Source organism: Luteitalea sp. TBR-22, from assembly GCF_016865485.1.
Taxonomy (GTDB): domain Bacteria; phylum Acidobacteriota; class Vicinamibacteria; order Vicinamibacterales; family Vicinamibacteraceae; genus Luteitalea.
This window is the reverse complement of sequence record NZ_AP024452.1, coordinates 2,902,597-2,927,473: the sequence shown is the minus strand read 5'-3', so window position 1 is coordinate 2,927,473 and position 24,877 is coordinate 2,902,597. Positions and strand designations below refer to the sequence as shown.

Annotated in this window: 21 protein-coding genes; 3 read left to right on the top strand and 18 right to left on the bottom strand. The window is 70.2% G+C overall.

The annotated features are described in order from the left end of the window. Positions 1–51: 51 nt before the first annotated feature. Both TBR22_RS11995 and TBR22_RS11990 read left to right on the top strand, forming a co-directional pair. Positions 52–1,020, top strand: a complete 969-nt coding sequence (locus TBR22_RS11995; RefSeq protein ID WP_239493224.1) for a hypothetical protein — start codon at positions 52–54, stop codon at positions 1,018–1,020. Between the two features lie 23 nt (positions 1,021–1,043). After that, the gene (locus TBR22_RS11990) at positions 1,044–2,378 is read left to right on the top strand and encodes a hypothetical protein (protein ID WP_239493223.1); all 1,335 of its coding nucleotides are present in this window, start codon (positions 1,044–1,046) and stop codon (positions 2,376–2,378) included. Positions 2,379–2,390: 12 nt separating this feature from the next. Here TBR22_RS11990 and TBR22_RS11985 read toward each other — a convergent pair whose 3' ends face one another. From TBR22_RS11985 to TBR22_RS11915, 15 genes are all read right to left on the bottom strand, one after another. After that, the gene (locus tag TBR22_RS11985; protein ID WP_239493222.1) at positions 2,391–3,308 is read right to left on the bottom strand and encodes a sulfotransferase; all 918 of its coding nucleotides are present in this window, start codon (positions 3,306–3,308) and stop codon (positions 2,391–2,393) included. Positions 3,309–3,320: 12 nt separating this feature from the next. Next, entirely contained in the window at positions 3,321–4,511 is a 1,191-nt protein-coding gene (locus TBR22_RS11980; protein ID WP_239493221.1) for a glycosyltransferase, read from the bottom strand. Further along, positions 4,508–6,082 carry a lipopolysaccharide biosynthesis protein gene (locus TBR22_RS11975; RefSeq protein ID WP_239493220.1) on the bottom strand — a complete coding sequence of 525 codons (1,575 nt, stop codon included), beginning with the start codon at positions 6,080–6,082 and terminating at the stop codon, positions 4,508–4,510. The genes TBR22_RS11980 and TBR22_RS11975 overlap by 4 nt, the downstream gene beginning before the upstream one ends. Then, positions 6,067–6,861, bottom strand: coding sequence for a sulfotransferase domain-containing protein (locus TBR22_RS11970; RefSeq protein WP_239493219.1), 795 nt, complete (start codon positions 6,859–6,861; stop codon positions 6,067–6,069). Before TBR22_RS11970 ends, TBR22_RS11975 begins: the two co-directional genes overlap by 16 nt. Before the next feature lie 113 nt (positions 6,862–6,974). Further along, on the bottom strand, positions 6,975–8,183 hold the full coding sequence (locus tag TBR22_RS11965; protein ID WP_239493218.1) for a dienelactone hydrolase family protein: 1,209 nt from the start codon (positions 8,181–8,183) through the stop codon (positions 6,975–6,977). A gap of 10 nt (positions 8,184–8,193) precedes the next feature. Continuing rightward, positions 8,194–9,309 carry a glycosyltransferase gene (locus TBR22_RS11960; RefSeq protein WP_239493217.1) on the bottom strand — a complete coding sequence of 372 codons (1,116 nt, stop codon included), beginning with the start codon at positions 9,307–9,309 and terminating at the stop codon, positions 8,194–8,196. After that, entirely contained in the window at positions 9,306–11,288 is a 1,983-nt protein-coding gene (locus tag TBR22_RS11955) for a sulfatase-like hydrolase/transferase (protein ID WP_239493216.1), read from the bottom strand. Before TBR22_RS11955 ends, TBR22_RS11960 begins: the two co-directional genes overlap by 4 nt. Beyond that, positions 11,285–12,676: a glycosyltransferase family 4 protein gene (locus TBR22_RS11950; protein WP_239493215.1), complete on the bottom strand. Its 1,392-nt coding sequence runs from the start codon at positions 12,674–12,676 to the stop codon at positions 11,285–11,287. The genes TBR22_RS11955 and TBR22_RS11950 overlap by 4 nt, the downstream gene beginning before the upstream one ends. Further along, on the bottom strand, positions 12,670–13,770 hold the full coding sequence (locus TBR22_RS11945) for a GNAT family N-acetyltransferase (protein WP_239493214.1): 1,101 nt from the start codon (positions 13,768–13,770) through the stop codon (positions 12,670–12,672). Before TBR22_RS11945 ends, TBR22_RS11950 begins: the two co-directional genes overlap by 7 nt. After that, positions 13,754–14,509, bottom strand: coding sequence for an SDR family NAD(P)-dependent oxidoreductase (locus TBR22_RS11940; RefSeq protein WP_239493213.1), 756 nt, complete (start codon positions 14,507–14,509; stop codon positions 13,754–13,756). Before TBR22_RS11940 ends, TBR22_RS11945 begins: the two co-directional genes overlap by 17 nt. Continuing rightward, the gene (locus TBR22_RS11935) at positions 14,506–14,754 is read right to left on the bottom strand and encodes an acyl carrier protein (RefSeq protein WP_239493212.1); all 249 of its coding nucleotides are present in this window, start codon (positions 14,752–14,754) and stop codon (positions 14,506–14,508) included. Before TBR22_RS11935 ends, TBR22_RS11940 begins: the two co-directional genes overlap by 4 nt. Continuing rightward, positions 14,751–15,995 carry an acyl-CoA reductase gene (locus TBR22_RS11930; RefSeq protein ID WP_239493211.1) on the bottom strand — a complete coding sequence of 415 codons (1,245 nt, stop codon included), beginning with the start codon at positions 15,993–15,995 and terminating at the stop codon, positions 14,751–14,753. The genes TBR22_RS11935 and TBR22_RS11930 overlap by 4 nt, the downstream gene beginning before the upstream one ends. Beyond that, complete coding sequence (locus TBR22_RS11925) at positions 15,992–17,077, bottom strand: hypothetical protein (RefSeq protein WP_239493210.1); 1,086 nt, start codon at positions 17,075–17,077, stop codon at positions 15,992–15,994. Before TBR22_RS11925 ends, TBR22_RS11930 begins: the two co-directional genes overlap by 4 nt. Further along, on the bottom strand, positions 17,077–18,510 hold the full coding sequence (locus tag TBR22_RS11920; protein ID WP_239493209.1) for a class I adenylate-forming enzyme family protein: 1,434 nt from the start codon (positions 18,508–18,510) through the stop codon (positions 17,077–17,079). The genes TBR22_RS11925 and TBR22_RS11920 overlap by 1 nt, the downstream gene beginning before the upstream one ends. Further along, a complete protein-coding gene (locus TBR22_RS11915) occupies positions 18,507–19,625 on the bottom strand; it encodes an iron-containing alcohol dehydrogenase (protein ID WP_239493208.1) in 1,119 nt (372 codons plus the stop codon). Before TBR22_RS11915 ends, TBR22_RS11920 begins: the two co-directional genes overlap by 4 nt. A gap of 111 nt (positions 19,626–19,736) precedes the next feature. Between TBR22_RS11915 and TBR22_RS11910 the strand changes: the two genes are divergently transcribed. Further along, positions 19,737–21,077 carry a hypothetical protein gene (locus TBR22_RS11910; RefSeq protein ID WP_239493207.1) on the top strand — a complete coding sequence of 447 codons (1,341 nt, stop codon included), beginning with the start codon at positions 19,737–19,739 and terminating at the stop codon, positions 21,075–21,077. A 9-nt stretch (positions 21,078–21,086) separates the two neighbouring features. On the opposite strand, the gene TBR22_RS11905 is transcribed toward TBR22_RS11910, so the two are convergent. From TBR22_RS11905 to TBR22_RS11895, 3 genes are read right to left on the bottom strand one after another with little or no spacing between them, the layout of a single operon-like run. Next, positions 21,087–21,707, bottom strand: coding sequence for an exosortase-associated EpsI family protein (locus TBR22_RS11905; RefSeq protein ID WP_370651517.1), 621 nt, complete (start codon positions 21,705–21,707; stop codon positions 21,087–21,089). A 5-nt stretch (positions 21,708–21,712) separates the two neighbouring features. Further along, positions 21,713–22,591 carry an exosortase/archaeosortase family protein gene (locus TBR22_RS11900; RefSeq protein WP_239493205.1) on the bottom strand — a complete coding sequence of 293 codons (879 nt, stop codon included), beginning with the start codon at positions 22,589–22,591 and terminating at the stop codon, positions 21,713–21,715. A gap of 1 nt (position 22,592) precedes the next feature. Continuing rightward, on the bottom strand, positions 22,593–24,872 hold the full coding sequence (locus TBR22_RS11895) for a tetratricopeptide repeat protein (RefSeq protein ID WP_239493489.1): 2,280 nt from the start codon (positions 24,870–24,872) through the stop codon (positions 22,593–22,595). Between the last annotated feature and the right edge of the window lie 5 nt (positions 24,873–24,877).

The following is a 24,877-nucleotide window of genomic DNA, read 5'->3' as shown; positions in this document are numbered from 1 at the left end:
CCTCGGATTGCCGTGGCGGCCTCCTGCCGCCACGGCGCGTGAGCACGCCACATGCCTCGTCTAACCTTCGTCAGTTGTTGCGTTCTCGCTCTCGGCTCGGCCGGACTGCTGCTCGGCCAAGGGAGACAAGCGTCGCCGGCCACGGGCAGCGCAGACGAGCATGCATACTTCGCCAGCCTGGTTGGCAGCAAGGACCACGTCGCGTCCTACAGCCTCCGCGATCCGGCCCAGCTCAAGCCCCGTCAGGACGGGGGCTACGCGCAGAGCGCCAAGCGTCCGCTGGCCGTCACGTACGCGCCCGGCGCCGACACGTACCCGCTCAAGCAGGACGCCGCCAAGATCCTGATCAGTCAGCGGGCCAACAGCCTTCCCAATCAGGTGCGGTTGCCGCTCCGACATGACCCGACGGGCTTCGTGGTCACGTGGGATGCCTGGTGGGGGGAGGAGTTCCAGTACGCCATCTCGGGCATCGAGGACTACAAGGCCTTCCAGTTGGAGTCGGGCGGCCGCATCTGGACCGAGGTCCGGGCGCGCTTCAGGCGTGCACAGCGGTTCCCTCGGGCGGTGGCCGTGATCGACGTCCGTCAGTACGGCGGCGCAGGCGACCGCAAGGGTTCCAAGGCGGGCGGCGTGAAGTTCGGCAGCGGCGGGCTCGGCGGCATCAAGGAAGCGTTCGCCATCGCCCCCGCCACCTGGACCCGGTACTGGGTGCGGCTCACGCCTCGCCCGGGCGGCGACGGCCGTTGGGACTTCTCGCTCTGGGTCGCCGACGAGACGCGCGACCCCGTCCTGCTCTACGACAAGGAAGGCGTACGGCCGAACGAGAAGTCGCAGCAGTGGGAGCGCTTCTGGCTCGAGTACAACACCTCCACCAAGGACATCAAGCCCGGGCGCCCCGAGTTGGTCGCGTACGCGCGCAACGTCGTCGTGCTCAGGCCCACGGTCGACATGAAGGACATTCTCCGACGGCCGATTGCCAAGGGCGACGGCCGCGGTTCGACAAGACGCGCGACCCCGTGAAGGGGGCGCGAGGAGCACCACACGTGAACGGCTCGCACCACTCCACACCGACATCGTCCCGCCACGGTCGCTGGCAAGGCACGGGACGCGCGCTTGTCCTGGCAGCCGGCCTGGTGGCCACGGTCGTGGCGACCCTGCCGGCGCAGAGCACGTCGCCGCACGCCTACTTCGATGCCCTCGTGGCCCGTCCCGATCACTGGAAGAGCTACAGCCTCCGCAGCCCCGGCCAGCTCGCTCGGCCCAAGGATGGCGGCTTTGCGGCCTCCAATTCCGACCCGCTCTCGGTGACCTACGACCCGGGCAACGACCTGGACCCCCACGCGCAGGACGCAGCCAAGGTGGTCATTCCCCCGTTCAACCTGCAGAGCGGCACGCAGCTGGTCAAGCCCATCAACGCCACCAGCCTGACGCTGGATCTCGCGGACCTCGACGGTGACGTGACCAAGGTGACCACCGCCCTGAACGCCAAGGGCGACCAGATTCGTGTGGGCAGCGAGATCATGGTGACGGCCACCGACGTGACGCCGCTGGACCGTGCCACCGGCATCGTGAAGCTCAGCAGGCGCGGCGCGTACGGGACGCAGGCCATGCCGCACCAGCCGGGCGAACGCGTGCACCTGTCAGGCAACAGCCTGGCCAACCAGATTCGCGTGCCGTTCGAGTCGTTCGACGGCGCCACCTGGTTCATCACCTGGGATGCCTACTTCACCGACAGTTTCCTGAACAACGGGATCGGCAACTTCAAGGCGTTCCAGCTGTCGTCCGACCAGTCCATCTGGCTGGAGCCACAGACCCACTTCGATGGCGCTCCCCTGGAGAAGCCGCCGTTCGACCCGGCGCGCCACGTGGCGGCTGCGGGACGACTGCGGTCCTACAACAACATCGGCGGCCCGGCCGACTGGCTGCTGTCGACCGGGAATCAGCTCGGACCCGGGATCACCGACAACAATCCCGTGATGCCGACGGTCAACGACTTCTTCATCGTGTACCCGAATCGGTGGACGCGATGGTGGATCCGCATCGAGCAGCGCGCCAACGACTACGACTACGTCGACCTGTGGATGGCAGATGAGCAGGTGGGGCCCGTACAGATCTACGACCGCGTACCGGTGAGTGTGCGGGGAGGACGCATCGACAAGTTCTACGTCGAGTTCAACACCTCGACGGCGCAGTTGCCCGACGGACGCCTGACCGACCTGCGCGACCTGGTCGCCTACGTCCGCAACATCGTGATCCTGCGCGACCCTCCGAAGGAGATCGGAGCGTTCCTGAGCCGACCCGGAGCTGGCCCGGCCGTGCTGCCGACGGCGCGTCCGCAGGCGCCGCGCAACCTCCGCATCAGTTCGCCCGTCGACTGATCGCCGCGACGATCAGTCGCGCGAGTAGCCGAGCGCGGTCGCGATGTCTGCGGTGTACTTCCACACGCGCTCGCGCTCTTCCTCCGCCCAGGCCCCGGCCTCGGGGAAGTTCCCGTGCTGCTGGGCATTGAGCTTGGCGCCGAGGACTTCCTGCACCCGCTCTCGCGGCGGCACCTCGACACCGCAGAATCCGAACACCGCCTGAAGCGTTTCGGGCCGGCCCTCGAACAGGTCCTCGGCACGCAGCGACAGCCGCCGCTCCGGCGGCAGGGTCGACATCCACGCGTGGGCGTCCGAGTTGGTCCGCGCCCACAGCCACGCGCAGCACTCGATCCGCGGCAGCGTGTTCCATGTCGCGGCCAGCGGTTCATCAGGACGCGGCCGCACGCGCGCGAAATCCCAGTCGTGCCCGGCGAAATAGCGCCGACGCATCGCGCTCCTGACGAACGCGAACGGGTCGCGATAGACGTGGATGAAGCGGCTGGCGGGAAAGGCCGTCGCGAGTGCGGGTGCGAGATACGTCAGGCGGTTGTTGGTCTCGACGTAGACCTTGCCCTTCTGGACAGCGCCGCGGACGAGGTCGTCCCGGGAGGCGAGCACCAGGTCGATCCAGTGGCGATCGGTGGCTACGCTCGCCCCGGCAAGGTAGGCGTCGTAGGAGGCCTTGATCAGGCGCGGGAACGGCTCGTGACTGGCCACGAGTCCCGGGGAAAGACCGGCCAGCGCCGTGAGCGTTTCGGTGCCGCCTCGTCCGGTCGACAGGACGAACACGCATGGATAGTCGGCCCAGCCGGTGGCATAGGCATGCTGCAACGAGAAGCCGGGCCGTCGCTGCGGGGCCGGGCCGGGCGCGAGGTTTCGCTCGACGCGGGAGAGGGCGCTGGCCAACCCGCGTTGGCACACCTGCAGGAACACTCGACGAGCCGACACGATTGCGCTCCTTCAGCGGGCGGACGAGGAGGTCTCGGTCCGCCGTCCCATGACATCGTCTATCCATGCGCCGAGTTGCGCCGCGCGCGCATCCCAGCTGTTGTCGCGAGCCCGAGCGCGCCGGGCTTCCGGCGTGCCCGTGCCCCCGTCGCGCAGCGCCTCGTTCAGTGCCGACGCCCAATCGTCGGGCGAGGTCGCGATGCGAATCACGTCCGCGAACGGGCGCACGGTCGGCAGGTCGGTCGAAATCACCGGCCGCCCGACCGCCAGGTACTCGTGCAGTTTCAACGGGTAGATGCCGGCGGTCCACGCCTCGCCGCTCGCCCGGTAACACATCAGGTTGGCGTCCATCGCGCCCATGTATCCGGGCAACGCCGCTGGCGACTTGAAGCCGAGCCAATGAACGTTGGTCCGCTGGCGCAAGCTGGCGGCGGCGGACTCGCCAACCGCATCGAGCCGACCCATCTGCCCGATCAGGACGAACTGCACGTCGGGGCGGCGCGCCGACAGGTCGGCCAGGAGTTCGAAGTCGACCTTCCGGTTGAGGGCGCCAGTGTACCCGACGCGCGGCCGCGGCAGCGCGGCCACGTCGGGCGGCCCCTCGGCCCACGAGAGCGGCGGTGCCGAGAACGCCGCATAGTCGGCGGCGTTGTCCAGCGTCTCGACGTGGCGCCCACTGATGGTCCGCAAGTACTCCGCGATGGGCGTGGAGGATCCGATCACGAGATCGGCGGCCCTGGCCAGTGCCTGCTCCTCGCGGTCGTACGTATGGGTCTGCTTCCCCTGCAGGTGATAGAGGTCGTACGCGTGAAAGACGAGTCGATCGCCCCCGATGCGACGCGCCAGCGGCCAGAACTTCGGGTGGAAGACGTAGGTGAGCACTGGCCCTGTCCCCAGCTCGCGGGCCAGGCGACGCAACCGACGCGCGGCAATGGCGTCGACCAGCTCCCCTGCCACGGCCGGGCGGTTCGGCCGCAGCAGCCACGAGGGCGGCGCATCGAGGTAGACATGGTCGGCCCGCACCACACGGCCACCCACCCCACCAGCGGGCCCCTTGCGGCGCCCGCGCTGCGGCACGCCGGTCGAGTACAGGATCGTGCGGCCGACGCCAAGGCGCGAGAGCAGTTGCTGACGATTCATCCACGGCCCCTCCCACGGGTTGGGCGCGAGTGCCAGGATGACCCCGGGCGTCGGTGCCGTCACTGCCCGCCTCCCGGAGAAGGCACGACCCGGCCGACGATGAGGGCGAGGCGCCCAGGCAGGAGATCCTCGGCGGTTTCGCGGACCAGCGCTCGCAGGCTGCCATAGGGACTGCCGATGATGAAGAGCACGAAGACCCCGGCCGCCAACGCCAGCGTGATCGCGAGCACCAGGAGCGACGAGGCGTGCGGCACCACGCGGGCCAGGCCACGGAGCGCAAGCATCAACACCGCGGCAAGCACGAGGGAGCACATCACCGCGGGCACTTGCGGGCGCAACAGCTCGCGCCACGACAGCCCGAGGGCGCGGCGTACCAGTGCCTGCATGCTCAACGTGAGCACCGCCGTCGCCACCGTCACCCCGAGCGCGGCCCCCGCGATGCCGCCGGCGCGGGTCCCGACATAGGCGCCGACCACGACCAGAACCGTCCCGATCGCCTGCCGACTCGCCTGCCGCCAGATTCCCCCAAGCGCTTCGTTGGCCTGGCTCCCGTAGTTGTTCAGCAATTTCAGTGCGCCGCCGACACACAGAATCTGGAAGGGCAACACGGCGGCGGCCCATCGCCGACCGTAGAGCACGTCGAACAGCGGGCCGGCGACGACGATGCACACGGTGAGGGCCGGGTAGCCCAGCATGGTCACGCTCAGGATCAACCGCTCGTAGGCACGCTGGAAGCGCTCGCGATCCTCGTTGATGATCGAGAAGATCCGGAAGGGAGCCTGTCCGAGCGTCAGGCGATTGACCAGCCGCCCCATCGTGCTGAAGGCCTTGTCGTAGAAGCCGAGCGACGCCATGTCCATCAGGCGGCCGACGACGAGGTTGTCGAGGTTGGCCGCCGCGTACTCGAGCAACCGCTTGGTCTGGACACCCAGGCCGTACGACAGCAGTTCACGCAGGGCGGCCCGTGAGAAACGCAGCGACGGTCGCCACCGGGCCAGGTACATCTGCAACAGGACGCGCAGTCCGGTGGCCGCGACCTGCCCGTACACGATGCTCCAGTAGCTCCACCCGGCCAGCGCGAGGGCGATCGTGGTCACCGAGCCCACCAGGCTGTCGGTCCAGTCCGCGAGCGCGATCGCCCGGAACTCCATGCGACGGGTGAGCATGGAGCTGGCCACGCTGCCAAACGGGCTGAGCACGAAACTCAGCGCCGCCACGCGCACGAGTTCTCCCGACTGTGGACTCTGGAAGAAGCGCCCGATGGCCGGGGCGCACAGGAACAGGACGCCATAGCTGACCAGGCCGGTTCCCAGGCTCACCAGGAACACCGACGACGTGTGCTCCTCTCGCACCTCCTTCACCCGCACGAGGGCGGCCCCGAACCCGAACTGCATCAGGCGCGCCGACAGCAGGACGAAGAACGACGCGGCAACGGCGACGCCGAACTCCTTCGGCGTGAGCAGGCGTGCCATGACCATCGAGAACGGCACGGCCATCAGTTCGTGGCCGCCCTGGCGAATGGCCGACCACGCCGCGCCCTTCTTGGCAACCTTGCCGTACGTCTCCCGCTGCTTCTTCTTTCCCCTGCCCTTCCCCTGGCCGGGGCCGCCTGCCTGCGTCACGGTGCCGTCCACCCGAGATTGCGCTCCAGCATCGACTCCAGCCGCACGTTGTGCGGCGCGTACGTCGCGGCAAGCCAGGCCCGTGTCGCCGCTTCGTCGGGCTCGACGCGCAGTGCCTGGCTGCGCGCCACATTGTACGGAGTGAACGCCGACGGCGCCCAGGGCCGCAGCCCGAGGAACTCGACGACCCGGGCGTACACCGACGCCGTCTCGCGAAAGAAGTCCTCGCTGCGCAGCACCAGAATCTGCTCCCGCGGGTAGACGGCAAACCAGCGCTCCAGTTGGTCGGCGTAGAAGCCGCGCGAGACGTAGGAGAAGTGCCGGTGCGCCTCGCCCTTGTACAACGGGTCGGCCTCGAGGCGCGCCACCTCGCCCGCCAGCGTCGCGTGCTCTTCGGTCATCGCCTGCAGGAGCGGACGCGTCTCGCGTCCCTGCCGCACCTGGTGACGATAGGACGACAACGCCCGGCTCACGGGATCACGCAGCAGCACCAGCACCCTCGCCTCGGGCACCAGCGCATGCATGCGGCCGGGCACGTGTGGATGGAACAGGTAGTACGGCGTCGCCTCGCCCGTCACCGCCGGAGTGCCCAACCGTCGCGCGTGCGCGTCGCGCGCCCACGCCAGCGGGAAATGCGCTCGATACCAGCGTGGGCCGCGGGCATACTCCCAGCCGAAGTAGTGCACTTCCTTCTTGAACGCCGGCAGGACATCGGGGTGCATGGCCAGGTACTGGTACAGGGAACTCGTACCGCCCTTCTGTGTCCCGATGATCACGAAGTCCGGCAGCACGCGCAGGGATGCGGTCGCCCTGCGCCAAGGGCCCGGAGACGGGTTGGCGGCCATTCAGGGATCCCCCGCGGCCGGGGCGGGACAGGGGGTGCGTCCGGATTCGGGTGTCCTCATCACAACCACCGCTCGAAGAAGGCCGCGACCGGCTCCACGAAGAACTCGTGCCCGCCCGGCTCGACGGCGAACGTGAATCGATCCGCCTGCCCGACGTCGGCGTACGCCCGGCCGACGATCACCTTGAAGGCGTCGGCCTTGCGCGGCGTGTTCGTGCGTCCGCGGCTCACCAGCACTGCTCGCGGAGCCAGGAGCCGGAACCAATCCTCCTGCCACAAGAGCGTGTTGATGCCCGGGAACGTGTGGCAGCCGTGAGGTGTCTGCTCCGCCTCGTCGTCATCGTTGCCGGCCACCCGCGCCGGACCGGTGTCACCACCGTAGCTCTGGCTCGCCACGACGCGCACCCGGTCGTCGACCACCGCGAGCATCACGGCAATCTCGCCGCCGAGCGATGCACCAGCAACGCCGAGCCTGGCCGGGTCGACGCCTTGCCATCGCGACAGGACCGTCAACGCGCGCCCCAGATCGTCCACCACGACGGCCTTGTAGAACGTGCCACTCTGCAGCGCCGTGGCCGCCACCGCCCGGTGCATCGGCGCGCCGGTGGATGACAGAAGACCGAACCCCCGCAGTTCCGGGGTGATCGTCACAAAGCCCCGCCGGGCCAGTTCCAGGGCAGCGCCGTGCTGGTAGTCCTTGCCCACCATCCCGGCGGTCGCTCGGGCGCCGCGGCCGTGCCCGGGCACGACGAGAATGCCTGCCCGCCGGCCACCGCGGGTCGGTTCGTGCACGAAGGCGGGCAGCGGCGTGCCATCAGCGGCCCGGAAGGTCACCAGTGTGCGCGTCACGTCCCCCACCGCCTCACGCGAGACGACGGTCACCTCGCTGGGTTGGTCGGCGGCCACGGCGAACCGGGCGCGAGCGCGCACGGCATCGCGCGTCTCCCGCTGCCAGGCCTCGATGGCTTCGCGACCACGTCCTTCCGGATAGGGGTGCACCGGCACCTGCGCCTCGGCCTGCCTGACGAGGAAAGGGTCGCCCGTGCCATCGAGCACGGGGCTGCGCGTCTCCCGTTCCCGGGACACCAGGTGCCCGAGGCGCGCCTGCAGGCCGGCACGGTCGGCGCCAATCGCGGTCACCACCAGCAACAGCAACAGGACCCCGCGGCGCGCCCAGCGCCAGGCGCCGCCCCCGCGACCGCTGCCACGCGCCAGGAATTCGTGCGCGGCCAGCAACCCCGCCGCCGATGCGGCCAGCGCTGTCAGCATGCCTGCCGCCTCATCGCGTCGCCCCCGCGTACACCGCCTCGTATCCCGCAATCATGGTCGGCAATCCGAAAGTCGTCGTGGCGCGCTGCCGCCCCATCCTGCCCATGCGCTCTCGCGCCGAAGCATCGCTCACCAGCCGGCCGATGGCGTCGGCCAGGGCCGCCGGTTGCGCCGGCGGTACCAGGCAGCCGGTCTCGCCATCCACCACGAGTTCGTCGGCCCCGCCAACCCTGGTGGACACGACGGCCACGCCGCTGGCCATCGCCTCGAGGATCGTATTCGGCATGCCCTCCGAGCGGGAGCACAGCACGTACACGTCGAGCGCGGCGAACAACCGCTCGACGTCTGCCTGGTGCCCGAGCAGGTGCACGCACTCACCGACCTCCAGCGCCGCAATCTGCGCCTCCAGGTCGGGACGCAGCGGTCCGTCGCCCGCGATCACGACCCGGAAGGCAAGCCCCTGCGCCTTCAGTCGTGCCGCAGCCTCGACCAGCCCCGCCTGATCCTTCACCGGCACGAGCCGTCCGGCGTGGCCGATCAGCACGAGATCGTCGGGCACGCCGAGGGCGTGCCGGGCCGCCGCGCGCGGCGTGGTGCCAAACCGCGACAAATCGACGCCGTTGCGCACCACCGTCACCCGCTCCAGGGGGATGCCGACCGTGGCCGCCATCCGCTCGGCCAGTCGCGAGGAGACCGACAGCAGCACGTCGACGCGGGGCCAGATCCAGCGCTGCACCCGCACCTGCGACGCCCCGAGCTGCAGCGTGCCGTGCTCGCCGTGCATGACCACCGGGACGCGAGCGAGGCGGGCGGCGACGAACCCCTCGACCAGGGTGCCCCACGCGTGCGTATGCACGATGTCCGGTCGCTCCCGCCGGAACGTCCGGTACAACTGCCACACCAGCCGCGGGTCGTTGCCGGGCCGGCGAGTCAGCTCGATCAGGCCAACGGAAGGATGCAGCAGCGCGCGCATCGTCGGGTTCGCGGTGGTCGTGCTGCAGATCGTGCTTTCGACCCCGCTGCCCACCAGTCCGTTCACGATCTTGATGAGCCCGTATTCCATTCCTCCGGGCTGGAGGTGATGGATCACGTGCAGGACGCGAATCGGCGGCCGGGTCGCGCTCACGACTCCCCTCCGTCGGCGGGCACGCCGGCGACGCGGAGCCGCTCCCAGTACTGCACGAGCGCCAGCCACTCGGCGCGCGCCTCCCCCGTGAGGGCGTCCACGCGGGTCCAGGCGCCCTCGTCACGGCGCACCTGCTGCTCGCGGATGTCATACACGATGCGTCCGCCGGCACGCGCGAACCCGATCTGGCGAGGGCGGCCGATCGTCCCGAGGTACTGGAAGACCGCGTGCCCCGGGCAGGCGCGGAACGCCGGCCTGACGGCCGACGCCGGCGCGGCCGCGAGCGCCTCGAGGATGGCGCCCCTCAGGTCGGCCTGCCCGACCGGTTCGCACGCCGCGAGGGCCAGGCCCGACACGATCAGGGGAATGCGGGTCTGCTGATCGTTGAGCACATAGCCATGCCCGAGGTACCCGTCCTCGAAGAGACTCTCGCCGTGGTCGGCCAGCACCACGATCGCTGGTTCCTCGCCGGCGTGGACGCGCACCAGATCGCGGAGGCGACCGATCGCGGCGTCGACGTTGGCCGCGGTGTTCCGGTACATCCGTCGCACGTCGTCTGCGCGCGCGTCGACGATGTCGCCCTGGGCGACGCGCACGTCGGACAGCAGCGGCCGCAGGCCGTCGTGCCAGTACGGATAGTGCGTGTCGTAGAAGTTCACGTACAGGAACAGGGGCCGAGTCCGCGCGCGGGTGCCGAGATACGTCGTCACGCGTTCGAGCACCACCTCGGTCGAGACGCCAAGGCTGCCGGCGGTCGCGAACCTGGTGTAACGCCGCGCCTTGTCCTGGCGGGCATCGTAGAAATGCGTCGCGCGAGAGGCGCCGATGTCGTACGCCCGGCCGCCGAACGACTCGTCCTGAGCCGAGAAATAGGCCGTGTCGTACCCGCGCCGCGCGAAGTCGTCGAGCAGCGTCCCGTCCGGCACGCGCCCCGCCAGCGCGCCCGTGAACAGGTGGTAGCGCGACTGCACCGTGTAGCCGTTGTGGGAGAAGGCCTGTACGGTGGACGCCCCGGCAGCGGCGAGGGCGTTGAGCACCGGCGTGACCTCTCGCGCACCCTCGCGTGCCCCGAGCAGGTCGGCGCGGAACGTCTCGAGGAACACGACCAGGACGGGCGGCGTGCGCGTGAACGTCACCGCCGGCGGCGAAGTGCTGCCGGCGCGCGCCATGACGGGCAGGTCGCCGCCGATCCCGTCCTCGTCGATCCCGTTACCGGGGATGTCGATGGCGTACGGGTAGATCCGCGCGTCGAAGGGCGCCGGATCGGCCGGTCGGGCCAGCAGGCCGTGCCCGTCGCGATCGACGTCGCTGGCCCACGTCACCAGGGTGCCGACGACCTGCCCGGCGGGCTTGCGGCGCAGCCCGTTGTCCTGCACGTCGCTGCTGACGCGCAACCACGTGCTCCCCGCCACCAGCAGCACGCCGCACGCCAGGGCGCCCACCAGCAGCTGCCAACCCGGCGCGGCCAGGACGCCGCCTGGCCAGCGCCTGTTCAGGACGCGCAGCAGCAAGCCGCACCCGGCGACCAGCGCGATCCCGAGGGCGACGGGCAGGAGCAACTGGGCCGACGACACCGCGAGGAGTTCCGAGGGCTTGCGCCCGACCAGATCGAACATCAGCCCGATGTCGAACGCGTCGCCGAGACGGGCCAGGATCTGGTACTGGACCAGGCTCGCCAGGACGAGCGGGCCGGCGGCCAACCCGACGGCGAGCAGGCGGCGCGCCAGGGCACCCCAGCGCATCCGCCCAGCCAGCCACAGGGCGAGCCCGACGCCGAAACCGGCGCATGTCGCATCGACGGCCAGTGAGCCGACGAGGAAGCACGCGCGATCAGCCCAGGTGGTCGCGACGTCGCGGGCCAGAAAGCCGCCCGAGAAGAATCCACGCTGCAGTTCGAGCAGCACGCCGTCGACCCCGGACGCGAGGACGGCGCCCGTCGCCGTCAGCCACACGGCCTCGCGCGCGCCCGGCCTCCTCATGCGGTGAGGTCCATCAGCACGTCGTGCAACCGTCGGGTCAACGTCGTGCCCTCGAGCTGCTCCAGGAAGGCAGCCGGCGCCACGTAGTCGGCCCCCAGCGTCGCGCGGCGACGCTGGAATTCGCGGAGCGCCTCCGCAATCGCGCGATCGTCGTCGGCGGCGACGACGATGCCGACCTTCCCGTCGGTGACGAGGTCGGCGACGGCGCCGGCTGAGGCCATCGCGAGAATCGGCTTGCGGGCCCACAGATACTCGTAAAGCTTCACCGGCACCTGCACGGCCGTGTCGGGCTGCACGACGAGCAGGACGTCGGCGGCCCGGAGGTATCCGAGGCTCTCGCCGTGCGACACGGGCGGCACGAACTCCACGGCGTGCGCGATGCCGAGCCGCGCCACCTCGTTGGCCGTATCGAACTCGCCGCCGGCGCCGCCGACCAACTGCAGGCGGAAGGCATCGGCGGGCATCGAGCCGTCGGTCAGCACCGTGGCCAGGGCCCGCAACAACGGCCGGGGATCGCGCGCCTGGTACAGATTGCCGGTGTGGCACAGGACCAGCGTCGAGGCCGGAGCCGTCCGCGCCACGGGCCGCAGCCCACGCTCGAGGGCCTCGCTGTCGAAGCCGTTCGGAATCGTGAGGAACTTGGACGCCATGGCCGGCGGATAGTGCGCCATGAAGTCCTGTTGCATGGGCCGCGTGTTGAGCACCACGCGCGACGCGCGGCCGATGGTCATGCGCTCGAGCCGCTGGTGGACCCACCCGGTCCACCCGCGGGTGCGCTGGTCGAGCACCCATGGCGCGCGTGACCACGGGTCCCGGAAGTCGGCGACCCAGGGCAGCTTCGTGCGCCGCGCGATCTCCGCAGCCGCCAGGTGCGGGGTGAACGGCGGCGCCGACGACAGGATCACGTCGAGGCGGTGTGCCCGAGCGAGCGCCGCGCCCTCAGGCACCGTGGGCAGCCACCAGGCCAGCTCCGGGTCGGGCGTGGTGGTCAGGTCCTGCCAGAACTTGCGGATGGTGCGCTCGACCCTCCCGCGCGGCCGAGACGCCCTCGCCGGCGCGGTGGTCGGGGCGCCCGCCGCCGTGCCTGCGGACGGCGCGGGAGGCGCCTCGGCGCGCCACGGCACGCGCGTGCGTCCCACCACGACCGATGCGGGGATCTCCCGCAGCAGGCGGTCGTCCACGGGCACTCCGGGGCGATACGACCGCGGATCCATCGTGAGGACCACGACGCGCCAGCCGAGTGCGTCGAGGTTCCGCGCGAAGCGCAGGAGGCGGTGAGTGCCCGCGCGTCGATCGGGGGGGAAGTTCGTCGTGACGATCAGGACACCGCGGCCGCCGGCCGGTGTCCCCGCCCGCGCCACTCGCTGGTCCATGGGCGCGGCTACCATGGGCGGTCGATGTCCGAGTCGCTGGTGCTCAGGAACCACGCGTCGGGCGCGTCCAGCCACTGGCGCACCGGATGTCCCTCGGGCCCGGCCACCAGGAACACTCTCTGCGGCGGGCGCGTGAGATAGCCCTGCCGCCGCAACTCCGCCTCGATCACCGGCTGGCGCAGGCCGACCGACACCAGGTCGACGCCGTCCTCGCGCGCCACGTCGTGCAACGCCCGGACGCACGCCCGGACCGACGCCGGCTCGCTCGGCGGGACGAGGATGTCGGTGACCACCGCGCGGCGGTAGCGGTACGCGCTGTCGGGCTCGCGCACGACGTACGCCACCGTCCCGAGCAGCCGCGCGCCCTGTCGCACGTCGAACGTCACCGATCGCTGGCCGGGCTGGCTGCGGTACTTCCATGTCAGGAAGGAGGCGTCGCGGACGACCGCCACCGGCACCGCCGCCGCCACTCGCTCCCACAACGCGTCGTGCTCGGCTCCAAAGGCGCCATCACGGACCACGTCCACGCCGCGCAGCGTTCCACCGCGCAACATCCCCAGGCGACGACGCGCGTCCAGGACCAGCGACGCGAGCGGACGCGTGGCCGGGTGGCCCTTGCCCGTCAGGACCCTCGCTCCGCGTACGGCGAGCGCGGCCAGCGGGAGCGGCGCGACCTCGACCCAGCCGAGGGCGAACTGCATCTCGCGCATCTGCGTCGTCTGTCCCAGCGACAGATTGAAGGGCACGTCCTCGAGCGCCTTCTTCACCAGCATCGGCCCCACGGCGCGGCCCCGGTACTTCTCGTGCACCATCGTCTCGACGAACCAGCCGGTGGTGAGCGTCTGGTCACCGACCTTGCACCGGACCGCGATCGCGCCGTGGTGCGCGACGACCCCGCTGGACGCGCGGTACACCCACACCATCGGCGCAACGCCGACGCGCCGCGCCGACTCCTCGAACATCCATCGCCAGCGGGGCTCGATGAGGCCCCACTCGCGCTGCGGGAACATCTCGTATTGCAGCGCGACAATCTCGTCGATCAGCTCCGGCGCGTAGCCGATCAGCCCGCGCGGGCGCGGGGTCGCAGTGGGCTCAGAAACGGAGTCCACCATCGACCTCGAGGATCTTGCCGTTCAGGTAATCGTTGACGATCACGAACTCGAGCGTCTCCTTGAACTCCTCCAGCGTGCCGAACCGCTTCTGCGGCGTGCGCTCCCGCAACTGCTCGAGGAACAGCGGGGGGATGGCGCGGGTCATCGGCGTCTCCACGAACCCCGGCGCGATGCCCACGACCCGGATGCCGTAGGGAGCCAGTTCCTGCGACCAGGTGACGGTCATGGCTGCGACGGCCGCCTTGCTGGCCGCGTAGGCCGTCTGCCCCGCGTTACCGAGGCGCGAGATCGACGAGATGTTCACGATGAGTCCCCCGCGCCGGCGGCGCAACATGCTCTCGCCGACCTGCCGGCTCATGAGGAACACGCTCGTGAGGTTGCTGTGCAGCGTCTCGTGCCAGTCGGCGGTCGAGTGCTGTCGTATGTGCCGCCCCAGGCGCGACACCAGCGCCTGATCGCGGAGCACGGCCGCGTTGTTGACCAGGATGTCCACGCCGCCGGATTGCTCGTCGATCTCGCGCACTGCCTGCACGACGGCCGCCTCGTCGCCCACGTCACAGCGGATGTGCCGCAGGTCGCCGTCGGGCTGCAGTTCGGCAACGGCCTGCGCCAGCGCCGCCTGGTCGCGATCGAGGATCCACACGGTGGCGCCCCTCGCGAGCAGGCGCTGCGCGAAGGCCTTGCCGATGCCCGACGCGCCGCCCGTGACGACCGCGATCGTCCCGGCAATCTTCACGCAGCAGACCCCTCGCGCTCGAGCAGCCTGACGATGTCGGCGATCGACTCGACCTCGATCGCGTCCTCGACCGGGATGTGCGTGCCGAACTGCTTCTGGATCTCCACCATCAGCGTCACGTGGCCGAGCGAGTCCCAGCCGGACACGTCGCCCGGGCCGACCTCGTCGGACAGTTCGTCCACCGACACCTTGAACAGGTGGGCGATCAGCTGCTTCAACTTCGTGGACACGTCGGTGTCGGTCATTGCTCTCCTCTTGCGTGCGCGTCGGTGCGCAGCACCCAGCGCGTGAGTCGCGATACCAGCGGGATGCCATCCCACGGCGTTTCGAAATGGCTTCCCTCGCCAGGGCGGGGGAAGCGACAGACGCCGCGCCGCGCGGCGCCCTCGGTGAACGTCTCGGTGTCCTCGGGGCCGAGCAGCGTGACGGCCGTCTGCACGTTCTCCGGGATGAGCGCGTGGACCTGCGCGAAGTCGTCGAACGGCATCACCTGCAGGAACCGGTTCGCGCACGTGACCAGGTCCTGCGGTCGATCGACGACCGACACGGTCCAACGCGTCTGCTCGTCGCGGAACAGCGTGCCGCCGTCGAGCAGGACCCGCGTGCGATCCAGGTGGATGCGGTAGGTCTCGCCGTAATCGAGCACGTGTCTCGGGATGGCCCGGGTCTGCTTGTCGAACTCGACGGCGAGCCGCTCGGTGAAGTGCTCCGCCTCGGCCCTCGTGCCCCTCACGAACAGCCATTGGGGCGACGAGCACGCCAGCTGATCGAAGTAGATGACGTCGATCGCCAGGCGTGTCAGCAATCGATCGGTGACCTCCCGCGGATCGACCACCGCCAGGCTGACGCGAGGGCCCAGGACGATGGTCTCCGTCTCCCAGCGGGCCGGCAGATCGCGGATGGCCTCGACCGCCTCGAGGCCGCCCCACGCCACGCGCACGTCGGCGGCGCGGCTCATGGCGACGTGCGCCTCGAGGTCCTCGCGCTCGAAGCTCACCACCAGCGTCTCGCGCGCCATCTCGGCGCCGGCCTCCGACAGGGCGGCGAGCCTGGCCAGCAACGGGGTGACGAAGTCGTCCTGCCGCGTACTCAGGCGGAGGATGCTGCGGTTGCCGGTCACCGACGCCAGGGCCCACGAGAACATCGCCAGCAGCGGCACGTTGCCCGCAATCCACTGCGCGACGGTACCGCGCGGAAGAATCCGGATGCTCTTGCGCCCGCCCACCGGCACGAACCGGTCGAGGGCCTCGGCCGAGGGCAACTCACGGGCCAGCGCCGCCTCGATGGACGAGTGGCGGAGGAACGTGGCAAGGAACGCGACGCCTGCCGCGGCCAGCGCCGGCGGGATGCCTGCCCGGTTCACGAGCAGATCGTCCGACAGCTGGTTCAGCGCCTCGCGCCGATCGGCACTGCTCGCTCGACTGGGACCGAGCGCCTGCGTCCATTCACGGATCTGCGCCGCGGCGCCCTGCTGCACGACGCTCATGCGACATCCCGGCGGGGCGTCATCGTGTCGCTGCAGCCCCGGACCTCGGCGCGCGGGGCCCGCCCGCGGAACGCGAACGCCCGGCCTCGCCGCCCGCATGCGCACCCGTCCTCCAACACGATCTCACCCAGGTCCTCGGTCAGCACGCTGTGGTTGGGCGCGCCGAGCGGCAGGCAGTTCACCAGTTGCAGCAACCCGGTCTCCCCCACGCCGGCCGGGTCCAGCGTATCGGCGCGGCGGACGACCACGTCAGCCCAGTAGGGGACGTGCTTCAGTCCCGCACGGCAGTCGGGATAGGGCACGCCCACCTGTTCCACCAGCCCGTAGAAGTCGATCACCCGGTGCGGTTCGAGCTGCCAGACGCCCGAAACCGTGGCATCGAACGCCTCGCGCGACACGGCCTCGCTGGTCAGCCGCTTCCAGCCACCACTGTGCAGCAGCACGCTGTCGGCGTGCATGGACCGACCGCCGCCTGCCGCCGCAATCGCCGCGTGGGCCTGGTACAGCAGGTAGGTGAAGCCGTAGCCGACGAACGGACGGTCGCCGATCGCCTCCAGGGCACGCGCGAGTGCCTCCGGGTCGAGCACCGGCTGGCCGCCCTCCAGACGCATCACGAAATGGAAGGTCTCGGCGAAATGCGCCAGGCTCAGGACGGCCGCCGCCCGCGCGCTGAGCGCCCCGCCTCGCACGGCCTCCTCGGCGTCGAACACCAGGTACGGCCTGGCGCCCTCGCCGATGAAGTCGGCCAGGATCGCCCGCGCCGACAACGAGGTCCGGCCGCGCGTGACCTTGTCCATGAAGATCCGCGACGGCTGCTGGCCGGTCGTCGACGACGAACGCACCGACACGGCCGAGGCCGCCGACTGCAGGTCGTACTCCTTGAAGGCGGTGACGGGCAGGAACGGCAGCTGCTCGACCGAGGTCACCTCGTCGTGCATGTGCCGCCGCCAGTCTCCCACGAGCAGTCGATACGGTGCGCACTGCTGCTCGTGGTGCGAGACCAGTTCCGTGAGCCGCGGCACGAGGTACGCCGCCTTCTCGGCCGGCGCGAGGCCGTACGGCGGCACGTTCGACAGAAACATCACTCGATCTCCCTGATGACCCACTCCGGATCATCGGCAGTGAGCAGCCGCCGCTGCACTTTACCGTTCGACGTCATCGGGAATCCGCGGACCTCCAGGAACCGCGTCGGGATGCGGATCGGGGTCACGTGCTCCCTCGCCGATGCCATCAGTTCCCGGCGCGTCACCGGCGCGCGCAGGCGGACGAAGGCCACCGGGACCGCCCCCCGCTGCGCGTCGGCAACCCCGCGCACGACCACCTGCTCGACCGCAGGATGCTGGGCGACCGCGTGCTCGACTTCGAGCGGCGACACCTTCTCCCCGCCCACGTTGAACACGTCGTCGTACCGGCCGCTGATGTAGATGTAGCCGTCACGCAGCGCCGCCATGTCGCCCGAGATCAGGAACCCGTCCGGCGTGAAGGCGGCAGCCGTCAACTCGGGATCGTTCAGGTAGCCGGCGGTGACATTCGGGCCGCGCACGACCAACATGCCCGCCTCGCCGTCCGGCAGGGGCTGCCAGGTCGCGGGATCGACCACCCGCACCTCCACACCCCGCATCGGCTTGCCGCAGGTCGCTTCCCCGAAGCGCGGATCGTCGTCGCGAATGTAGGCAATCCGGGGGGCCGCCTCGGTCATCCCGTAGTTGTTGAAGATCACCGCCGACGGGAAGATGTCACGCATCACCCCGAGCCGCGTCCGATCCAGCGCGGCGCCAGCCGAGCACACCACCCGCACCGACGGCATCGCGATCGGCGTCATCCCGTGGATCGTGCCCAACGCATGGAATGTCGAGGGCACGCCGCAGAACGAGGCCAGACCGAGCGACTCCACTCGCCGCGCCACCTTCACGGGATTGCGCATGGTCGGGAAGACGACGACCCGCCCCCCGACCGAGAGCTGGCAGAGGACCTGCGACACCAGGCCGTAGCTGTAGTGCAGCGGTAGCACCACGGCCGCGGAGTTCCACTGCGGGTAGTCGAGGTACTCGCTGATCGCGCTGCAGGAGTGCTCGAGATTCGCGTGCGACACCACGACGCCCTTCGGGTGTCCGGTCGTGCCTGACGTGAACAGGACCAGGGCAGGCATGTCGCTGCGGCCGGCCAGGTCGACCGAGGGGCCGTCCTCCCACAGGTCCGGGCGGGCAGGATCGACGATGCCCACCGCCCCGCTCTTCTCGACGATGTACTGCAGCGCCGCCGGTGGCAGTTCGGGATCCACCGGCACGGGCGTGCAGCCGGCGTACATGACCCCGAGCAGGAGCGCCACCGAGGGCGCCCCGGGCCGCATCGGGATCACGATGTATCGCCCGGGTCCGTATTGCCGGACCAGGACACCGCCGGCCGTGCGCGCGCGGTCCTTCAGTTGTCCGTACGTCCAACTCACATCGTCGTCTTCGAGCGCGAGCCGCGCCGGGTCGACGTACTCGAGTCGGTCCAGAAGCCAGACGTTCAACACTGGGCCGGAGCGCGGTCGCGAATCTCGCCGAGCCACGCCTCCATGTCCAGGTCTTCGGCGGTCACCGCGGAGGTGCGCATGCACGGGTCGGCGACGATGACCTCGCCCAGTTGCTGCCGATCGCGCGCATCGGCGAGCACCGCGGCGGCAGGCGACGGCAGTTCTCGCTGGAGCGCCGGCCGAATCAGGTCGCTGACCCGTGACAGCAGGCCGTCTGGCGTCATGCCGATCGCCGCCAGCAACTCCGGGGCGTTGGGCCTTGCCAGCATCCTCCGGAGTCCGGGCAGCAGCGCGACCGCATTGGCGTGGCCGTGTCCGACGCCGAATCGCGCGATCGAGTGCGCGAACGCGTGCACCAGGCCGACCGAGCAATGGGCGGCCGCCAGGCCGCCCAGGAAGCCGGCATCCATCAGGCGTGCGTGACGGTCGTACGCCTGGCCGTCGGAGAGGATGAGACGGAGACAGGAGATCGCCGCTTCCTTGGCCAGCCGCCCAGGCACGATGGACATCCACGCCTCGAACGCATGTGACAGGGCATCGGCCAGCGAGCACGCGAGCGTGAACTCGTCAACGCTCGACAGGAAGCGGCTGTCGAGGACGACCTCGTCGGCCAACAGGGCGGGCGAGACGACCGGCACCTTGCGTCCGTCCAGGGAGAGCACGGCGATCGTCGCCGCTTCGGCGCCGGACCCACACGTGGTCGGCACCAGGACGAGTTCGAGGTGGCGACGACGCTCCTGCCACTGCTCGGTGAGCCGCCCGTTGGCGTCCAGCGCGTCGACGGCGATGAGCCAGGCCAGCCGCGCTCCGTCCAGGACGGCTCCCCCACCCACTGCGACAATCCGACGCGGACGGGCGTTGCGGAGGACGTCCGCCGCTGCCAGACACATCTCCCAGGAGGGTTCCCCGGCAGGCTTGATGACCGTCCGGATCGAATCGAGGGCCGGTCCGGCCTTGGCCCATGCCTGGCCCAGATACGCGTGCACCGGGGCGGCACCCGAGACGAACAACACCGTGTCGGGCCACCTGTCGCCACCAGCCAGCGACTTGATGGCGCCGGTGCCATGGGTGACCAGCGGTGGGTGCCTGAATGTTGGGAACGCGAACGGCATCGTGAGGTAGGCGGAGGGTCTGACGAAAGTCTGATTATAGGCGGTCACGCCACGCGGCGGCGGTGATGCGGGGCCACGATAGGATACCGGCATGACTGGGGCCAAAGGCTCGTGAGCGCCATTGGGCGGGCATCAATCCTCCTGGTCGCCGCGTGCCTGACGGGCTGCGGCCCCGAAGCGCGGGCCGCCCGCGACGGCCGCGCCTGGCATGTCGATGTCTCCGCCTCGACCGCCGGCACCGGCGACCCGACTCATCCCTTTGGCACCATCGCTCAGGCGCTCGACGCTGCCGGGCCGGGCGACACGGTCGTCATCGCGACCGGCACGTATCACGAGACCCTGCGCCCACGCCGGGGCGGCGAGCCGACACGGCCGCTGGTGATACGCGGTGCAGACCCGGCACACCGTCCCATCGTCACGGCCCCCGGTCGCGTTGCCACGCTCGAGCATCCGTACCTTGTCCTCGACAACCTCGTCCTCGACGGCGAGTACGGACCGGACGACGCGGTGCGCGTCGCCGACCCTGCAGCCCATCTCGTGATGCGCCGCGTCGAGGTCAGGCGTGCAGGGCGCGATTGCGTCGACATGGCAGCGCCGTCGGACGTGCAGTTGGATGAGGTCCTGATCCATCACTGCCTCGATGCCCGTCACGGCCGGACCGACGCCCATGGTCTGGTGGCCGGCGCCGTGGAGCGCCTCACCGTCCGCCGCAGCGAGATCCACACGTTCTCCGGCGACGGCATCCAGCTCGATCCGGGGCGCACCGCCCCCGGATGGACCGAGGTGACGATCGAGTCGTCACGCATCTGGCTGGCACCGCTCGACGCGCCGGCCAACGGGTTCGCCGCCGGGGTGGTGCCGGGCGAGAACGCCATCGACACCAAGACCATCCGCCACGGCCGACGGGCGAAGCTCGACGTGAGGGACGTCGAGGCCTGGGGATTCGAGGGCGGCCTGATTCCGAACATGGCCGCCTTCAACATCAAGGAACGCGTCGATGCGACCTTCGACGGCGTCACCGTGCACCACAGCACGATCGGCTTCAGGCTACGGGGCCCCGGAGATCGCGGCGCCCGCGTCACGGTGCGCAACGCGGTGCTCCACCACCTGCGCACCGGCATCCGGCACGAGGACGACATCGCGCTGCTGCGCGTCGAACACGCCACGTTCGGTCGGGCCGTGGAGGTGCCGGTGGCTGCCGTGCAGGCGCCCAACGCGGAGGTGCAGTTGGCCAACCTGCTGCAGCTCCGGTCGTCGGCGTCGTCCGGCTTGGGGGACGAGATGATCGCCGTGGACGCGACAGCGTTCATCGACGCATCGCGCGACGACTACCGACTCGTGCCCACACGCCCGGCGCTCCGTGCGCCGGCGCGGGAGGCCGTCACCGTCGATCGCTCCGGACGAGCGCGGCCCTCCGGCGGGCCTCACGCCGTGGGCGCCTACGAGCCGTGACGGGGCCGGTCAGGAGGGCGAGGACTGCAGCGCCGTCACGGCCGAGACGAGCCGCGAGATCGCCGGCGTCGCCACGCCTTCACTCCGCGACCCGGCCGGCGCCTCGACGAACACCAGCGTGAGCGGTCGCTGGCCGAGCAGCAGCAACTCGGGCGCCTTGGTCAACTGGAAGAGGTACGGATTGCCGATCGTGCGGCCCTTGAAGAGCAAGGCGTACGCCGCCACGGTGCTGCCGCCGCCGGACCGCAGGACGTGCACGTCCAGGGGCCCGTGCTTGCCGTCCACCCGCTCCACCGACTCCCGTTCGTAGTCGGTCTCCGACACCGCGAGTTCCGGATGGTGATAGAGGCGCTTCATGTCGTACGAGCGCACCGCCAGCACCACGCTGCGGCTGCCACGTGCGTCGACGAACTCGCGCTCGACCCAGTCCTCGCTGTCGAACTCCTTCTTGATCGTCGTCGCGCGCCGGTCGGTCGGCATGGAAGCCGTGCCGTCGAGCACCTCCGGCAGCGCGTCACGCAGCGCCGGCGACTCGACGATCTTGCGCCCGACGTACGAGTTGACCACCGTCGGCACCAGCGCCAGCGCGAGCAGGACGAGGACCGGTGTCGCGTACCGCGCCGAGAGCATGCGGGTCACCCCTGCGTGGCCGGCTCCTTGGCCACGGATTGGGGCGGCGTCCCCAGCCAGAAGATCAGGGGCAGCGCGAGGACGAAGGTGAGGATGCCGGAGCCCTCGTGCATCCACGTCTCCAGCACCCCATTGCCGTAGGTCCTGACCAGCAGCACCAACAGCGACACCCGCAGGATGTTGGCGCCGATGGCAATCGGGGCGGCGGCGACGACCACGAGGACCCGGCGCCACGCGACCGGACAGAAGTACGCCGTCAGCAAGGCCACCGTCATCGCCGCATAGAGGGTGGAAAAGCCGCTGCACGCGTCGGCGACCAGCAGGCGCGACTCGCCGCTCAGCAGCGTGAGCCCGTCGCGGAACAGCGGCACGCCGAACATCGGCACGAGGTGCTCCACCCCGCCGGCCGTGAGGTGACGGAGCGCAAGGTGCAGCCGTTCGGTCACGCCGAGCGGGATCGGCAGCATGAACGCGAGGAACAGCAAGGGGAAGAGGATGGCTCGCGAGCGCGACGGCCCGAGGAACAGCCACGACAACCCCGGCGCCGCGACGACCATCGAGGCTGCCGAGAGCAGTTGCGTGTGCATGGCGCCATCGAGCACGTGCATGGCCAGCGCCGGCACGAGCCAGGCAAAGCCCCAGGCGCTGCCCTCCTCGACCGGCCCGTCGTAGCGTTCCAGCTCGTCGCGCACGAAGTACGCGACCACGAACGGGATCAGCATCCCGTGCGCGTTGTGCCAGACGCTCATCGTCCAGCGCTCCCAGAGCCACGACACGGTCGGCGCGTACAACGCCACGAGCGCCGCGAGCACCAGCCAGAGGCGAACGTCGGCCAGCGGACGCACCCGCGCGGTCGTCGTCGGGAGTGTCAGCGTGCTTGCCATGTCAGTTGCCGGACGCCGGAAGGGACGCCAGAGCCTTTCGAGCCGCATCACTGGCCGCGAACGGCCGCGCGACGGCCTTCTGCAGCGCCGCCCGCGCCTTCGGGATGTCGCCGCTGCCCTTGTACGCCTCGCCGAGGTGGTACTGGTACTCGGGATTGTCGGGATCCTTGGCCACCGCCTCGGTCAGCTCGCGCACCGCCTGCGGATACTGCTGCTTCTTGACGTAGATCCAGCCGAGCGTGTCGGCGACCGCGGCTTCGTTGGGCAGACGCCGCCTGGCCGTCTGCGCCAGTTGCAGCGCGACGTCGATGTTCCCGCGCCCCTCGGCATACATCCACGCCAGGTTGTTGGCTGCCACCGGCGCCTCGCGATCGATCTCGATGACGCGCTCGTATCGCTTCTGCGCCTCGTCGAGCCGGTTCATGCTCTGCAGCAGCATCGCGACCACCGTGTGCGGCCCGACCGCGCTGGGCTGCTGCCGGCTCAGTGCCTCGTACTCCTTCAGCGCCTGATCCGCCTTGTTCTGCATGAGGTACAGCTGGCCGAGCAGGCCGTACGTCTCGAGGTTGTTGGTGTCCAGCGCGAGTACCCGTCGCAGGGCCTTCTCGGCCTTGTCGAAGTTGCGCGTCGTCATGTAGGAACGCGCCGCGAGCTGCAGGTAACGGACGTTGTCGGGGTCCTTGGCCAGCAAGGCTTCCAGGCGGGCGACGGCCTGTTCCGGCTTGCGCTCGGCAACGTCGATGAGCGACAGGCCCTGCACGGCGTCCACCTGCCCCGGCTCGAGCTGCAACGCGCGCTCGAACGCCTGCCGCGCCCCGGCGACGTCACGCTGCAGCAGCCGCAGCGACCCGAGTTGACTCGACACGATGGCGACGTCGGGGAACTGCTTCTGCAACGGCGCCAGCGTCGCGGCTGCCGCCTTCAGATCGCCGGCCGCCATCTGGGCGCGTGCCACCATCAGGTGCGCCGTCGCATCCTGCGGCGCATTGCGCAGCGCGTCCTCGGCCGCCACCAGCGCCGCGCCGAACTCGCGCTGCCGGAGCAGCGCATTGGCCAGTTGCAGGTGGATGGCGGCCGCCTTCGGATTGAGTCGCACGGCCTCGCGCAGGCTCTTGACGCCTTCGGTGAGCATCGAGAGGTCCAGTTCGGCCAGACCCCGTTCGTAGTGGGCCGCCACCGACTCCGGTTGTGCTGCCGTCGCGGCCGTCGCCGCCGCGAGGGCTTCCTTGGCCTTGCCCTCGGCACGCAGCATGCGCGACTTGACCAGCAAGGCGTCGACGGACTTGGGGCTCTGTTTCAGGACCTCGTCGACGAGGCGGTACGCTTCGGTGGGATTCTTCTCGGCAAACGCCAGGCCGGCCAGCTTCAGCCGCGCCGGGCCGAAGCCCTCCTTCTCCTTGGCGAGGGCGTTCAAGAGTTCACGGGCTTCCTTCAGCTTGTTCAGCCGCAGGTAGTAGTCACCGAGGGCGATGCGCGAGGCGACGTCCTTCGGGTCGGCCGCGAGGGCCTTCAGGTACGGCTCGGCCGCGGCCGCGTTGCCGGTGGCCAGGTTGAACGTCACCAGGGCGCGATTGACCAGCTTGTTGTTGGGCTCCAGCCTGGACGCCTGTTGCAGTTCCGCCAGGGCCTCGTCGCGTCGATTGGTGCTCCAGAGGAAGTTGGCCAGCGCCAGCCGGGCAGGCACGGCCGACGGTTGCACCTCGACCGCCTTGCGGAAGGTCGCTTCGGCGACGTCAGCCTGTCCCTTGGCCAACTGCGCCGCGCCGAGGGCGGTGTAGCCACGGCTCTCCGACGGCGACAGCGCGACCGCCTCCTCGAGTTCCTTCAGGGCGCCGTCGATGTCCTTGGAGCCGGCGATGGCGTTGCCGAGCAGGATGCGCGCGTCGAGGCTCTTGGGGTCGGCCTGCAGCGCCTTCTCGGCGCGGCTGCGCGCCTCCTCGAACCGCCCCGACAGCAACATCACGCTGCCGGCCTTGATCTGGGCGTCGGCATTGCCCGGCAGCAGGTCGGCCGCGCGGATGTACTCCTGCACGGCGCGCCGGGTGTCCCCGGTCTCGGCGTACGCCTCGGCGAGCTTCAGGCGCGCCTCGCCGAACTTCGGGTCGGCCTTCAGCGCGTTCCGCAGCTGGACGATGGCGTCGTCGTACTTCTTGTCCGCCATCAACTTGGTTGCGCTGTCGTAGTACTGCTGGCGAACCACCGCGGGATCCTTGGAACACCCCACGGACATCGACAGCACGAGCACGACGCACCCGAGCCCTGCGGTCATCTTCGACATCATCTGCA